The sequence below is a fragment of the Nonomuraea turcica genome, assembly GCF_030718205.1.
Lineage (GTDB): Bacteria > Actinomycetota > Actinomycetes > Streptosporangiales > Streptosporangiaceae > Nonomuraea.
On record NZ_JAUZQF010000005.1, the window covers coordinates 209524 to 223513 of the forward strand.

Annotated in this window: 10 protein-coding genes and 1 pseudogene; 5 read left to right on the top strand and 6 right to left on the bottom strand. The window is 71.2% G+C overall.

The genetic code is table 11. The features are described from left to right. Window positions 1–11: 11 nt before the first annotated feature. Together Q9G87_RS15335 and Q9G87_RS15340 are read right to left on the bottom strand one after the other, a co-directional pair. Window positions 12–1457, bottom strand: coding sequence for an N-acetylmuramoyl-L-alanine amidase (locus Q9G87_RS15335; protein ID WP_305917006.1), 1446 nt, complete (start codon window positions 1455–1457; stop codon window positions 12–14). An 87-nt stretch (window positions 1458–1544) separates the two neighbouring features. Further along, entirely contained in the window at window positions 1545–2501 is a 957-nt protein-coding gene (locus Q9G87_RS15340; protein ID WP_305917007.1) for a M23 family metallopeptidase, read from the bottom strand. Window positions 2502–2690: 189 nt separating this feature from the next. Between Q9G87_RS15340 and Q9G87_RS15345 the strand changes: the two genes are divergently transcribed. Next, window positions 2691–5663: an AfsR/SARP family transcriptional regulator gene (locus tag Q9G87_RS15345; protein ID WP_305917008.1), complete on the top strand. Its 2973-nt coding sequence runs from the start codon at window positions 2691–2693 to the stop codon at window positions 5661–5663. Between the two features lie 116 nt (window positions 5664–5779). On the opposite strand, the gene Q9G87_RS15350 is transcribed toward Q9G87_RS15345, so the two are convergent. From Q9G87_RS15350 to Q9G87_RS15360, 3 genes and pseudogenes are all read right to left on the bottom strand, one after another. Then, window positions 5780–6616 (bottom strand): glycoside hydrolase family 5 protein, encoded by an 837-nt coding sequence (locus Q9G87_RS15350; RefSeq protein WP_305917009.1) that lies wholly within the window; start codon window positions 6614–6616, stop codon window positions 5780–5782. Between the two features lie 112 nt (window positions 6617–6728). Continuing rightward, window positions 6729–6806 (bottom strand): annotated as a pseudogene (locus Q9G87_RS15355) (hypothetical protein); the annotation flags it as partial. Between the two features lie 143 nt (window positions 6807–6949). Further along, window positions 6950–8020 carry a LacI family DNA-binding transcriptional regulator gene (locus Q9G87_RS15360; RefSeq protein WP_305917010.1) on the bottom strand — a complete coding sequence of 357 codons (1071 nt, stop codon included), beginning with the start codon at window positions 8018–8020 and terminating at the stop codon, window positions 6950–6952. A 271-nt stretch (window positions 8021–8291) separates the two neighbouring features. Here Q9G87_RS15360 and Q9G87_RS15365 point away from each other — a divergent pair, with 271 nt between their 5' ends. From Q9G87_RS15365 to Q9G87_RS15380, 4 genes are read left to right on the top strand one after another with little or no spacing between them, the layout of a single operon-like run. Beyond that, window positions 8292–9260: a carbohydrate ABC transporter permease gene (locus Q9G87_RS15365; RefSeq protein ID WP_371825776.1), complete on the top strand. Its 969-nt coding sequence runs from the start codon at window positions 8292–8294 to the stop codon at window positions 9258–9260. Next, window positions 9250–10101, top strand: a complete 852-nt coding sequence (locus Q9G87_RS15370; protein WP_305917011.1) for a carbohydrate ABC transporter permease — start codon at window positions 9250–9252, stop codon at window positions 10099–10101. Before Q9G87_RS15365 ends, Q9G87_RS15370 begins: the two co-directional genes overlap by 11 nt. Before the next feature lie 38 nt (window positions 10102–10139). Further along, window positions 10140–11429: an ABC transporter substrate-binding protein gene (locus Q9G87_RS15375; protein WP_305917012.1), complete on the top strand. Its 1290-nt coding sequence runs from the start codon at window positions 10140–10142 to the stop codon at window positions 11427–11429. Next, window positions 11426–13480, top strand: a complete 2055-nt coding sequence (locus Q9G87_RS15380; protein WP_305917013.1) for a hypothetical protein — start codon at window positions 11426–11428, stop codon at window positions 13478–13480. The genes Q9G87_RS15375 and Q9G87_RS15380 overlap by 4 nt, the downstream gene beginning before the upstream one ends. Window positions 13481–13487: 7 nt before the next feature. Here the strand turns inward: Q9G87_RS15380 and Q9G87_RS15385 are convergent, their stop codons facing one another. Continuing rightward, window positions 13488–13982, bottom strand: a complete 495-nt coding sequence (locus tag Q9G87_RS15385) for a MarR family winged helix-turn-helix transcriptional regulator (protein ID WP_305917014.1) — start codon at window positions 13980–13982, stop codon at window positions 13488–13490. Window positions 13983–13990: the final 8 nt, after the last annotated feature.

Below are 13990 nucleotides of genomic sequence, written 5' to 3' on the forward strand. Positions count from 1 at the left end.
GCCCGCGCCGGTCAGCCGCAGTGCTCGAAGGGGCTCGTGTACGTGGCCGTCCCGGCCTTGCCGCCCCACTTGACGCACTTGTCCGCCGCGGCAGCCCGGACTGGTCCGGCGTAGTAGGCGAAGTTGCCGCTGTCGGTCACCCGGGGCTTGCCCTCGACCTCCAGGTACGCGCTGGTGGCGGTGGCCGTGCCGAGCGACGTCTTCTTGATCGTCGCCACGCAGTTGTTGCCATTGGCCGTGTTGTACAGCAGGAACACGGTGCCGGCCGTGCCCAGCACCGCCGAATCGATCACTTTGTAGCCGCTGCCGCAGACCGACTCCGGTGTGTGCGGGTTGGCGCCGCCGCCACCGCCGCTGCCGGTGACGTACTGCATGTACGTGGTCCAGTTCCAGTGCGGGCCCGGGTCGGTGTGGTCGGTGCCGGGGACGGCGTGGTGGCCCACGATGTGGGTGCGGTCCTTCGGGATGCCGTACCGGTCGGCGATGTTGCGGGTCAGCGCGGCAGAGGCCCGGTACATCGCGTCGGTGAACCACGTCGCGTTGTCCACGAAGCCCTCGTGCTCGATGCCGACCGAACGCCTGTTGAAGCTACCGGCGTGGAAGGCCCGGTCCTTCTCCCTGACCATCTGGGTGATGGCACCGTCGGAGGAGCGGATGACGTAGTGCGCGGAGGACGGGTTCGCTCGGGGACCGTTCTGGAACCAGGAGATCGTCCCGGCATACGAACCCTGCGTCACGTGGATGACGATGCGGTCGATCGTGTCGCTGGTGGGGCGATTGGAGACCGCGTAGTTGCTGCTGTGCGCCGGCACCCACCTGGCGCCCGGGTAGTCCGTGTTCGCGGCCAACGCGGCGGGGCCGTCCAGGTCCTTGGCATTCGCGTACGGGCCGCGCTCCGGCTCGACGGCGCGCGGCTGCACCGTGACGGTCTCGCCGTCCGGGGTGGTGGCTTGCACACCCTCGGCCATCAGGTCGTAGACCGTGTCCGCGTACAGGCGGGCGACGTCGGGCGAGGAGGCGTTGCCGTACTTGGCGACCGCCTGGTACCACTTCGCCGGGTCCTTGCGGGCGGCGGCGCTCACCCCGAGGTCGTCGGCGTGGGCGCGGAGCACGGCGGCGCCGCCGGCGATGTTGGCCGCGTCGTCGCTCTTCAGCTTCGCGACGCCCTGGCCCGTGAGCGTGGCCGCGCGGGCCAGCGCATCCGCCTTGGGGTTGCTGACCAGGTGCATCACGCCGTAGCCGCCGCTCGCGCTGGGCGCGCCGTCGTGCCCGTCCAGGTGGGTCTCGGCGTACGCCAGCGACACCAGCAGGTCACGGGGTACGTCGTAGGTGGTGGCCGCCTTGGCGAACGCGCCGGCGATCGGGTCGGCGGCCGCGGTCGCCTGGCCCATGAGCAGCGGGAGCGGCAGTAACGCGCCGGCCAGCAGCAGGGCTGAGCGGCGGAATCGGGGCTGCACAGATGTTCTCCTCGAGGTGTGATGAACGAATGAGGGAGCGGCCCACCGCGCGCAGGCGGGCACGGCGGCCGCTCCGGGCTGAGGGCGTCAGCCGCAGTGCTCGAACGGACTGGTGTAGGTGGCCGAGCCGGCCTTGCCGCCCCACTTGACGCACTTGCCGGCCGCGGCCGCGCGGACCGGTCCGGCGTAGTAGGCGAAGTTGCCGCTGTCGGTCACCCGGGGCTTGCCCTCGACCTCCAGGAAGGCGCTGGCCGCCGAGGCGGTGCCGAGCGACGTCTTCTTGATCGTCGCCACGCAGTTGTTGCCGTTGCCGGTGTTGTACAGCAGGTAGGCGGTGCCCGCCGTGCCCAGCGCCGCGGAGTCGATCACCTTGTAGCCGCTGCCGCACACCTCCTGGGGCGTGTGCGGGTTCGTGCCACCGCCGCCGCAGGCGTTCTTGGAGGTCAGCGTCTGGTTCGGGTAGCCGAAGGTGACGCCGTTGAAGATGGCCTTGCGGATGTTGCCGGGGTAGCCGGTGCCCTGGCGCACCTCGTAGTGCAGGTGGGGGCTGATGTTGTTGCCCGGCTTGCTGGTCTTGCCGAGCGTGCCGATCTTCTGGCCCTGGGTGACCCGGGCGCCCGCGCTCACCGAGCGCACGTTCAGGTGCGCGTAGAACGTCTGCCAGCCGCCCCCGTGGTCGATCTTGACCAGGTTGCCGAAGCCGTTGGCCGAGCCCTGGTGCGCTGAGATGACCACGGTGCCGGCCGCGGCGGCGACGACGGTGTCGCCGAGGTCGGCGTCGGCCGTGCTGCCCCGGTTGAAGTCGATCTCGTACGACCGGTGGGCGCTGCTGTTGCTGGAGTTGCCCGTCCAGCTCTGGCCGCACGGGAAGGGCAGCTGGAAGGCCGGCGTCGCCAGGGTCGACACGGGCGGGACCTCGACGGTGTCCGGCGGGTCGTTCGGGTCCGGCGTGGGAGACGGCGTCGATGACGGCGTCGGCTGCGCGGCCTGCCCCGCCGCCGCGACCTGGCCCGACATGAGACCGGCCACCAGGACAAACCCCACCGTAAGCACCCCTCTGGGTCTCATACGGGTCCTCTCTGCGGTTGACACGTGAAGCGCTCTTGCTGGGGACCAAGATTGGGAGTACGGCATACAGAGAACATCCAAAATCGGTATAAAGGCTCAGCCAGCTTGAACGACGACCCGACGAATCCGCGCGATCCCGCCGACTGAGGAGTAGGTGCGTTCGTAGTGGTTGACCAGCCGAATTTCGGCGTACTCGGGCCTTTGCGGGTCCGGACACCGGAGCAGATCGTCCGCATCGCCGGCAAGAAGCCCCGGCTGTTGCTGGCCTCGTTGCTGCTCGAGGCGAACCAGGTGGTCGGCTCGGACGTGCTCATCGAGGTGTTGTGGCCGGCGGACCCGCCGTCGTCGGCCGTGGCGAACCTGCGCACGTACGTGAGCTCCTTGCGCGGCGCGGCGGGCGAGGCCGGGGCGCAGATCGTGGCCCATCCCTCCGGGTACGTGGTCGAGCTCGCGACCGAGCAGCTGGACGTGCTGCTGTTCGAGGACCTGGTGTCCAGGGCGCGGGCGGCCGGGCGGGACGGGGAGGCAGCCGGGCACCTGCGGGCGGCTCTGGCGCTGTGGCGCGGCAACCCCTTGGGCGACCTGCCGGCCAGCCCGCTGTGGGACGGGCGGCTGCGCGCGCTCGCCCAGGCGCGGCTCGGCGCGGCCGAGGCGCTGGTGGCGGCGAAGATGGCCCGCGAGGAGTACACCTCGGCGATCGAGGACCTGAAGGAGCTGATCGGCGAGCATCCCTATCGGGAGGATCTGTGGCAGCGGCTGATCCTCGCCCTGCACCGCGCCGGGCGGCGGGCCGAGGCGCTGCACGCGTACACGACGATCCGGCGGCAGCTGGTCGACGAGCTCGGCATCGAGCCGGGACAGGACCTGCGTGACGCGCACGCCGCCGTCCTGGCCGGCGACTCCCCGCAGGATCCGACCGGCCCGACACCGACCGGGCTCGAGCTCTTATCCGACCCGGCCGGCCACGCCTCCGGCCCAACAGCGCACCCCACCGGCCCCACCGCGTGCCCTACCAGCCCCACCGCGCACTCGCCCGGTCTGCCGGCGCTCCCCCACGGCTTTCCCGCGCCTCATCAGCTGCCGGCCGACGTGCCGGACTTCACCGGCAGGGCGCAGGCCGTCGCCGCGCTCACGGGCGCCCTGTCATCCCGCGACCAGGCGGCGGACGGGCCGCCGGCGATCGCCGTCGTGGTGGGGCCGCCCGGGGTGGGCAAGTCGGCGCTGGCCGTGCACTGCGCGCACGCCGTACGTGCGCACTACCCTGAAGGCCAGTTCCACCTGTGCCTGGGCGGCACCGACCCGGCCCCCGCCGACCCCGGAGACCTTCTGGCCGAGGCGCTGCGGGCATTGGGTGTAGCCGAGGCGGCCTTACCGGCGTCGGTGCACGAGCGGGCCACGCTGTACCGTTCCCTGCTGGCCGACCGCCCTATGCTGGTCTTCCTCGACGACGCCGCCGACGCCGCCCAGGTGCGGGCACTGCTGCCCGGCAGCGGCTGCGCGGTGCTCGTGACGAGCCGGCGGCGCATCACCGAGCTGCCCGGGGCGCTGCTGCTGGAGCTGGACGTGCTGTCGCCGGCGGAGGGCGAGGAGCTGCTGGGAAGGATCGCCGGCGCCGAGCGGGTGGCCGGGGAACAGGTGGCCGCGCTGGCGATCCTGGAGTCGTGCGGATACCTGCCGCTGGCGATCCGGGTCGCCGGAGCACGCCTGGCCGGGCGGCCCGGATGGTCGCTGGGCGTGCTGCAGCAGCGGCTGGCGGACGAGACGACCAGGCTCGACGAGCTGCGCGCCGGTGATCTGGAGGTACGCGCCTCCTTCGACCTCAGCTACCGCGGACTGCCCGGCGACGCCGCCCAGGCGTTCCGCGCGCTGGGCCTGCTCGGCCCGGGGTCCGTGCCAGGCTGGGTGGCGGATGCCGTGCTCGACCGGCACCGCGCGGACGCCGTCGTGGACACGCTGGTGGACGTGAGCCTCCTGCGCCTGGTCGGCACCGACCCGCTCGGTCAGCCCCGTTACCGCCTGCTCGACCTGGCCCGCTGCACCGCCAGGGAGAAGGCCGACGGGGAGGTCGAACGCCAGGCGCTCACCCGGGTGCTCGGCGGCTGGATGTCGGCCGCCGAGCACGCCACGTCCCGCCTGCCGACCACGCTGTTCAGCATGACGTCCGAGTCGGCGCCCCGCTGGAGCCTGGAGCGGGAGACGCTCAGCCACCTGACCGCCGAGCCGCTGTTGTGGTTCGACGCCGAGCGGGAATCGCTCGTCGACGCGGTGCGGCTGGCGGCCGGCGCGGGACTGACGCAGTCGGCGTGGGGGCTAGCCGCGACGCTCGTGCCGTACTTCGACCTGCACTGCCGCCTCGACGACTGGCAGGCCACGCACCGGATCGCGCTGGACAGCGCCCGAGCGGCCGGCGATCGGCGCGGCGAGGCGGCCATGTTGCGCGGGCTCGGCCAGGTCTGCCTCTACCAGGACCGGTACGCCGAGGCGGACGACATGCTGCGGCGCGCCCGGGTGCTCTTCCGCGAGCTGGGCGACGCACGCGGCGAGGCGATCTCTGTCTGCGGGCTGGGCGCGGTCAACCAGTTCTCCGGCCGGCATCTGCGCGCGCTGGGGTACTTCCGGCACGCGCTGGCCATGTTCCTCTCGGTGAGTGACATGAGCGGGGAGGCCTACGCGCGTCAGGCGATCGGCCGGGTGTACCTGTCGCTGCAGGACCTCGGGCAGGCCTCCCGATGGCTCGGGGAGGCGCTGCGGCTGGCCGGGGAGCTCGGCGACGCCCACCGCGAGGGCTGCGTGTCCATGCACCTGGGCCGCCTGCACGACCTGACGGCCGAGTCCGACGAGGCGATGCGCTTCCAGGAGCGGGCGCTGGACATCTTCGAGACGCTCGGAGACCGGCACTGCGGCGCGTACGCCCTGCAGGGCCTCGGCGGGCTGCGGGCGGCCCGCGGCGACCGGTCGCACGGCAACGAGTTGCGGCGATCGCTGGAGATCTTCCAGCAGCTGGGCGACCGCAGCGGCGAGGCGGCCGCGTTCCAGACGCTCGGCGACCTGTACCGTTCGACCGGCCGCACCGCGCTGGCCTCCCACTACTTCCACCGCGCCGTCGAGCTCCGGCGTCAACTCCAGGAGATCAGCTGAGGTTCACCTGACTGCCGGGAACAGCAGAACTCACCGGAGCAGAAGGCGGTCAATGGCGTCACACAACCAGTCGGCGAACTCCCTCGTGGGACCACTGCCGGCCCACCGGCAAGATGTCACTCCGTCCGCTCGTTCGTCACCGCCCAGTGGATCTCGGTGGCACGCTCGACGGTCATTCCGGGCCGCAGCATATGGGCGAAGGACTCCATGATGACCCGCGTGTTCGCGTAGCGGCGCCGCTGGTATTCCTCCCACGCCTGCGCGATCTCCGGATCGCCCGCCGCCGCTCGCGCGAAGGCCGGCAGCCGCTGGAACTGCTCGCGCGCCATGAGCGGATCGGGACCCGCGTCGCCGACGATGCTCTCGTCGACCACCGCCAGGCCCGTCGACGTGTCAGGCATGTACGTCATGCACCATGGGTACCGGCGCGACCTCGAGCTGTTCGCCGCCGCGGCCGCCGGTCTGTGGCCCCTGCTCCTGCGGCGCGTCGGCGACGACCCCGAGGCACGCCGCGCACTCGCCGAGCAGACCGCCGAGCTGCGCGAGGTCGATCGGGTCCAGAATGTGCCGGACGGCCCGATGTTCTTGTACGTCCAGAGCGACCAGCTCGCCCCATGCTCCCGATAGATGCCGAGCTGGTCGCGCAGCAGCCGCAGCCGTGACCGATCGCGTTCCGGGTCGCCGTCGTAGACCGGGCCGAACTCGCCGATCCAGATCGGCGTCCCGGTCCGGCGCATGAACGCGGTCCGGCGCAGGTAGTCGTGCGCTGTGTAGACCGTGTTCGGGAACGGGTCGCCCAGCATGGAGAAGTCGGTGGAATACCGGTTGCCGTCGAGGAAGAGCACGTGGCGGCCGTCGACGGCGCGGATGGCCCGCTCCAGCCGCGTGTAGGAGGGTCCGATGACCGTGTCGGTCGGGTCGCCGGGCTCGTTGGCCGGGTTGTAGCCGGCCATCGGCCCAGTGGGTGGGGTTGCCGCTGTGCCGGTGCTGGTTCTGCCGCCCGGGCAGCGCGTGCAGGTCGAGGATCGTGTAGATGCCGGCGTCCGGGCACAGGCCGATCACCCGGTCCAGCCGGGCGAAGCCCTCCTCCTTCAGCACGAACGGCCGGTCGTCGTCCTCGAAGTGGCGGCAGTTGAACGGCACCCGGATCGAGTTCAGCCCCAGCGAGGCCAGGTAGCGGGCGTCGTCCAGCCACCGAGGCCCACCCCGGCCAGCGTGACGGTCTGCCCCGACTCGTCGGCCAGGCGGTCGCCCTTGACGCCGATCCATCGCATGTGTGCTTCTCCCTAACGTGGTGCGGGACCGGTGCTGTCGCGGACGAGGAGCCGGGGCTGGAAGCGCACGTTGTAGCCGCCGCTCTCGCCGCTCATCAGCGCCTGCAGCCGGTCCCACGCCTGCCTGCCCAGCTCGCTCTTCGGTATCGATGCCGTGGTCAGCGGCGGCCTGGTGTGACGGGCGAACGGGATGTCGTCGAACCCGGCGACGGAGATCTCCTCCGGCACCCGTACGCCCCGCTCGTGCAGGCCCGTCAGCGCGCCCGAGGCGACCATGTCGTTGAATGCGACCACCGCGCTCGCGCCGCACTCGGCCACCGCCCCGGCCACGGCGTGGCCGTCGTCGAACATGGACCCGCAGGGCAGCACCGTCAGCGCGAACCCGGGCTCGCCGGTCGCCAGGGCCCGCAGCGCGGCGAGCCGCTCGAGGTTGGCCGCGCTGCCCTCAGGCCCCGCGAGGTAGGCCAGCCGGCGGTGGCCGAGCTCGGTCAGATGGGCCACGATCTCGGCCATGCCCGCCTGGTTGTCGACCGACAACGACGGCGCGCCCAGTCCCGGGACCTCGCGGTAGACCAGCACGAACGGCGCCAGCCTGGCCCGCAGCGCGCGCAGCCGGTCGGCCGGCGCGCGGGGCGAGGCCAGCACGATCCCGTCGGAGTTGCGCCGCGCCTCCAGTGCCAGCACCAGCTCCTCCTCGGGATCCTCGTTGGACTCGACCACCAGCAGCCGCCGCCCCGCCTTGCCCGCGGCCTGGCTCAGCCCGCGCAGCACGCCCTGGAACAGCGGGTTGGCCAGGTCCGGGACGACGAGCGAGACGTTGCCCGTCCGGCCGAGCGCGAGGCTGCGCGCGGCCACGCTCGGCTCGTACTCGAGCGCCGCCGCGGCCGCGCGCACGCGGGCGGCCAGCTCCGGGTCGACGGTGGTCGAGCCGTTCATCACCCTGGACACGGTCGCGCGGGAGACGCCGGCCGCCTCGGCGACCAGGCTGATGGTCGCCGAGCCCGCGGGCCGCGGCCCCCGCCTGCCGGCCGGGCGGGCCGGTCCTTCCTGGATCTGATCACCGTCTCCGGCGCCTGCCCTCATCCGCTCTCCCCGCACGCTCGGGCCCCCGTCCTCGCATGCATTAAATCGCGAGCCGCGACGGACGCCCCCAGGTCAGGCGCCCAACGGCCAGATACCGGTTTCTCACAATCCATTACAACCGATTGCTGAAACCCTGTCCAGCTCGAATGCTCCGATATCCGGCCAGCTCATCGGCTTACTCACCGATCGTTGACATCCCTTGTGGGCAATGTTAGAAACTGGTTACTCACAGGCCCTGCGCAGTTCAGCGCTGGTCCGTGAAGGGTTCTCGATGAGCAAACGTTTGTACCCCCCCGAACCCGCTGTGGCCTCGCCACAGCGGGAACCTTCCCCTCCACCCGACGAACCCCGCCGCCGGGGCTCAGGCGGACCACCCAGAGACCGGATCGGCTACCTGTTCCTCACGCCGTGGTTCATCGGCATGGCCGTGTTCACGGTGGGGCCGATCCTCGGCTCGCTCTACCTGTCGTTCACCGAGTACACCCTGCTCAAGCCGCCGGAATGGCTCGGCCTCGACAACTACCGGCAGATGCTGGACGACCCGCGGCTGCACAAGTCGCTCGCGGTCACGTTCATCTACGTCTTCGTGTCGGTGCCCATCCAGCTGATCCTGGCCCTGGCGCTGGCGCTCCTGCTCAACCGCGGCGTACGCGGGCTGAGCTTCTACCGTTCGGTCTACTACCTGCCGTCGCTGCTGGCGGGAAGCGTGTCCATCGCGATTCTCTGGCGGCAGATCTTCGGCAAGGAAGGCCTGGTCAACCAGCTGCTGGCGGTCGCCGGCGTCGACGGCGTGAGCTGGGTGGCCCACCCCGACTTCGCGCTGGGCACGCTCGTCCTGCTCAACTCGTGGACGTTCGGCGCCCCCATGGTCATCTTCCTGGCCGGCCTGCGCCAGATCCCCGTCTCCTACTACGAGGCGGCTGAAGTCGACGGCGCGGGGACGGTGTCGCGGTTCTTCCACATCACGCTGCCGATGCTGACCCCCATCATCTTCTTCAACCTGGTGCTGCAGATGATCGGCGCCTTCCAGAGCTTCACGCAGGCGTTCGTGATCAGCGGCGGCAGAGGAGGCCCGTCGGACGCCACCCTGCTCTACACGCTCTACCTGTACGAGCGCGGCTTCGGCTCCTTCGACATGGGCTACGCCTCCGCGATGGCGTGGGTGCTGCTCGCCGTCATCGCCGTGCTGACCGGCCTCAACTTCCTCTTCGCCAGACGGTGGGTGTTCTATGGCAACTGAGATGCGCCTGCCAGGCGGCCGCTCGCGGCGGCTGTCGAAACATGTGCTGCTCATCGGCTTCGGGCTGGTCATGCTCTATCCGCTGCTGTGGATGGTGTCGAGCTCGGTCAAGCCCACCGAGACGATCTTCCGCGACCCGTCGATCTGGCCCACCGAGCTCGACCTGGGCAACTACGTCGAGGGCTGGACGGCGCTGGACCATCCCTTCCACTACTACCTGCTCAACTCGGCCGTGATCGCGATCCTGGCCGTGGCCGGCAACCTGCTGTCGTGCTCACTGGCCGCCTACGCGTTCGCCAGGCTGAACTTCCGGGGCAGGAACCTCTTCTTCGCCATGATGCTGGCGACGCTGATGTTGCCCATCCACGTGCTGATCGTCCCGCAGTACGTGCTGTTCTCGCAGCTCGACTGGATCAACACGAACCTGCCGCTGGTCGTGCCGAAGTTCCTCGCGCACGACGCGTTCTTCATCTTCCTGATGGTGCAGTTCATCCGCGGCCTGCCGAAGGAGCTCGACGAGGCGGCGCGCATCGACGGCTGCGGTCACATCAGGATCTACTGGCGGATCATCATGCCGCTGTCGGTGCCGGCGCTGGCGACCTCGGCGCTGTTCACCTTCATCTGGACCTGGAACGACTTCTTCAGCCAGCTGATCTTCCTGACCGACCCGGAGCTGTGGACCCTGCCCGTGGCGCTGCGGTCGTTCATGGACGGGCAGGGCGAGACCGCCTGGGGCCAGTTGTTCGCCATGTCGATCGTCGGGCTGGCGCCGATCTTCGGGTTCTTCCTCGCCGGCCAGCGCTACCTCACCCAGGGCATCTCGACGACCGGCTTCAAGTAATGCCTTCGATTAAAACGTTTTATGCCGAGGAGTAAGCCATGAGAACATCCAGAGGCCTGGCGGCGCTCTGCCTGGCCGGCGTCATGCTGGCCGCCTCCGCCTGTGGCGGCTCGTCAGGCGGCGCCGACGACGGCACGGTCGAGCTGCGGTTCGGCTGGTGGGGCAACAACGACCGGGCGGCCGCCACCCAGAAGGTCATCGACGCCTTCCAGGCCAAGAACCCCGGCATCAAGGTCAAGGGCTCCTTCACCGACTTCAACTCCTACTTCGACCGCCTGGCCACCGAGGTCGCCGGTGGGCGCGCGCCCGACGTCATCACGCTCGGCGGCGCCTACCCGCGCGAGTACGGCGACCGCGGCGCGCTGCTCGACCTGGCCAAGGTGAGCGGCGTGCTGAAGACCGACAAGATCGGCGCCGCGGCGCTGGACAACGGCAAGTTCGGCGGCGTCCAGTACGGCGTGCCGACCGGCGTGAACGCCATCTCCGTCGTGGTCAACCCCGCCGTGTTCGACAAGGCGGGCGTGAAGCTGCCGGAAGAGGACACGTGGACGTGGGACGACTTCAAGCGGATCGCCAGGGAACTGGCCACCAAGCTGCCGAAGGGCACGTTCGCGGTGGCCGACCCCACCAGGACCGACATGCTGGACGTGTACGCGCGCCAGCGCGGCGAGGCGCTCTACACCGCCGACGGCAAGGTCGGCATCACCGAGAAGACGCTCGTGGACTGGTGGATGATGACACGGGAGCTGCGTGACGCCGGGGCGACCCCGCCGGCCTCGCAGACGGCGGAGCTGATCACCCAGCCCGCGCCCGAGCAGTCGCTGATGGGCAGCGGCCTGGCCGCGATGCAGTTCGACTGGAGCAACCAGCTCACCGCGCTCAGCAAGGCCGCAGGACAACCGCTGCGGCTGGTGCGGGTGCCCGGCGAGAGCGGGGGCACGCAGCCCGGCATGTGGCTGCAGGCCTCGCAGATCTACAGCATCAATGCCAAGAGCGAGCATCCGCAGGAGGCGGCCAAGTTCGTCGACTTCCTCGTCAACAGCCCGGACGCGGGGAAGATCATCCTGGCCGACCGCGGCATCCCGGCCAACTCCGACGTCCGCACGGCCATTCAGAGCGTGCTCGGCGAGCACGAGAAGGCCCAGGCCGAGTTCATCGACACGCTCACGCCGAAGGCCGGCCCGCCGCTGGTCATCGGCCCGGCCGGATCCACGGACACGCCGAAGATCCTGGACCGGGTCAACGCCGAGGTGCTGTTCGACCGGCAGCAGCCGTCCGAGGCGGCGGCCGAGTTCGTCAAGCAGGTCGGGGCGGCGATCCAGGAGTGACGATCGACCGCCGCGCCCTGGTCGGCAGGCACGCTGTCGAGGTGACGCGGATCGTGCCGGAGTCGCCGCTGTCGGTCGGCAACGGCGAGCTCTGCTACACCGTCGACGTCACGGGCCTGCAGAGCTTCCCCTCGTCGTATCCGGTCGAGGACCGCACCGGCGGCGGGCCGGGGACACTGCTGGCCACCATGGCGTCATGGGGCTGGCACAGCGTGCCCGGCTCGTACGAGCTGGCCGAGACGACCCGCGGGTACGACACACCGCGTGGGCCCGTGCCGTACGTGGACATGGCCGGCGAGCTGAGCGGCGCGGGCGAGAGTCCCGCGTCGGCAGCCGAGTCGTGGCTACGCGCCAACCCGCACCGGCTCGACCTCGGCCGGGTCGGGCTCGCCGGGCCCGGCGGCCGTCCGTGGACGCCGGACGACCTCGGCGACGTGCGCCAGCGGCTCGACCTGTGGACCGGCACGATCACCAGCCGCTACCGGCTGCGTGGCGTGCCGGTCCTGGTGACCACCGCGTGCCATCCGGAGCGTGACGTCCTGGCCGTGCGCGTCGAGTCGCCGCTGCTGGCGGACGGCGGGCTGGCGGTGCGGGTGGCGTTCCCCTACGGGTCGCAGGCGTGGGGGAACGCGGCGGACTGGACGCGGCCGCAGGCGCACACGTCGGCGCTGCGGCGCGCGGCGGGCGGGTTCACGGTGGAGCGGGTGCTCGACGCCACCGCCTACGACGTGGCGGTGGCGATGACCGGCGGCGGGGAGGTGACGCAGGCGGGGCCGCACGAGTTCCTGGTGACGTTCCGCGAGCCCGCGGCCGACCTGGTGATCGCCTTCCGGCCCGGTGCCGGCCTTCCTGCGTACCGCGAGGTCGTCGAGGCGTCGGCGCGGCACTGGGCGCGGTTCTGGAGCACGGGCGGCGCCGTCGAGTTGTCGGCGAGCCGGGACGACCGCGCTCCCGAGCTGGAACGCCGGGTCGTGTTGTCGCAGTACCTCACGGCGATCCACTGCGCCGGCTCCTCCCCGCCGGCCGAGACCGGGCTGATGGCCAACAGCTGGCGGGGCCGCTTCCACCTGGAGATGCACTGGTGGCACGCCGCCCACTTCCCGCTGTGGGGCCGGCCCGAGCTGCTGGAGCGCAGCCTCGGCTGGTACGAGTCCGTCCGGCAGCGGGCCCGCGGGACCGCCAGGGCGCAGGGCTGCCCGGGCGCGCGCTGGCCCAAGCAGGTGGGCCCGGACGGCCGGGAGAGCCCCAGCCCGATCGGGCCGTTCCTGGTGTGGCAGCAACCGCACCCGATCTTCCTGGCCGAGCTGGTGCGCCGCGCCGGCGGGGGCCGCGGGGCGGTGGAGCGGTACGCGGACGTGGTCCTGGACACGGCCGCGTTCATGGCCGCCTTCGCCGTCAAAGGTCCCGCCGGTCACGGGCTGGGGCCGCCGCTGGTGCCGGCGCAGGAGTCGTACGCGGACGTGCGGGCGAGCGCCGTGAACCCGACGTTCGAGCTGGCCTATTGGTGCTGGGCGCTGGCCGTGGCCCAGGACTGGCGCCGCCTGCTCGGCCTCGCCCCCGACCCGTTGTGGGACGAGGTCTCCGCAGGCATGGCCCGGCCCCGGATCCGGGACGGGGTGTACGCGGCCATGGACGCGCCGCCGTACACGGTGCCGGACGACCACCCATCGATGCTCTACGCCCTCGGCGTCGTCCCGCCCACCCACCTGATCGACCGGGAGACCATGCGGGCGACACTGCGCTCGGTGCTGGCGACCTGGCGCTGGGAGACGACCTGGGGCTGGGACTATCCGGCCATCGCCATGACGGCCACCCGGCTGGGCGAGCCGGCGACCGCCGTGGACGCCCTGCTGATGCCGGTCGCGAAGAACACGTACCTGTCGAACGGGCACAACAGGCAGACGGACACCCTCCCCATCTACCTGCCGGGCAACGGCGGCCTCCTGTCGGCGGTCGCGCTCATGGCCAGGGGCTGGGACGACGGCCCGCCGGCGCCCGGCTTCCCTGACACCTGGACGGTGCGCCAGGAAGGACTGCTCCCGATGCCCTAGCGCGCGCTCATCGGCCGCCGAGACAGGTCTCGTCGGGGTCGATGGCGAGGGAGATACGGCGGCCGATGTCACGCAATTGCCGGACCTGGGCCTTGGTGAGGGCGTCGAAAACGTAGCGGCGCACGGCGTCGACGTGTCCCGGGGCGGTCTCGGCGACCTTTTTCCAGCCCTCCACCGTGAGGATGGCCAGGGTGTAGCGGCCGTCGGCGGGGTCGGGCTCGCGGCGCACCCAGCCGCGCTTCTCCAGCCGCTTGACCACGTGCGACAGGCGTGACAACGACCCGTCGGAGAGCGCCGCCAGCTCGCTCATCCGCACAGTGCGCCCCTCGGTCATCGACAACATCGCCATGACCTGGTATTCGAAATGACTGATCCCGGAGTCGCGCTGCAGCTGGCCGTCCAGCGCGGCCGACAGCCTGATCAGCACGCTGGTCAGCGCCAGCCAGCTCTCCATCTCCTCCTCGGTCAGCCAGCGCGGCTCCTGCGGTGATGCGTTGTCCATGACGTCCA

What these genes read in the sequence shown, in the direction of transcription:
- Q9G87_RS15370 (WP_305917011.1), top strand. Translation starts at nt 9,250, where the DNA reads ATGGCAACTGAGATGCGCCTGCCAGGCGGCCGCTCGCGGCGGCTGTCG.
- Q9G87_RS15360 (WP_305917010.1), bottom strand. Translation starts at nt 8,020, where the DNA reads ATGAGGGCAGGCGCCGGAGACGGTGATCAGATCCAGGAAGGACCGGCC.
- Q9G87_RS15375 (WP_305917012.1), top strand. Translation starts at nt 10,140, where the DNA reads ATGAGAACATCCAGAGGCCTGGCGGCGCTCTGCCTGGCCGGCGTCATG.
- Q9G87_RS15385 (WP_305917014.1), bottom strand. Translation starts at nt 13,982, where the DNA reads ATGGACAACGCATCACCGCAGGAGCCGCGCTGGCTGACCGAGGAGGAG.
- Q9G87_RS15350 (WP_305917009.1), bottom strand. Translation starts at nt 6,616, where the DNA reads ATGGCCGGCTACAACCCGGCCAACGAGCCCGGCGACCCGACCGACACG.
- Q9G87_RS15365 (WP_371825776.1), top strand. Translation starts at nt 8,292, where the DNA reads ATGAGCAAACGTTTGTACCCCCCCGAACCCGCTGTGGCCTCGCCACAG.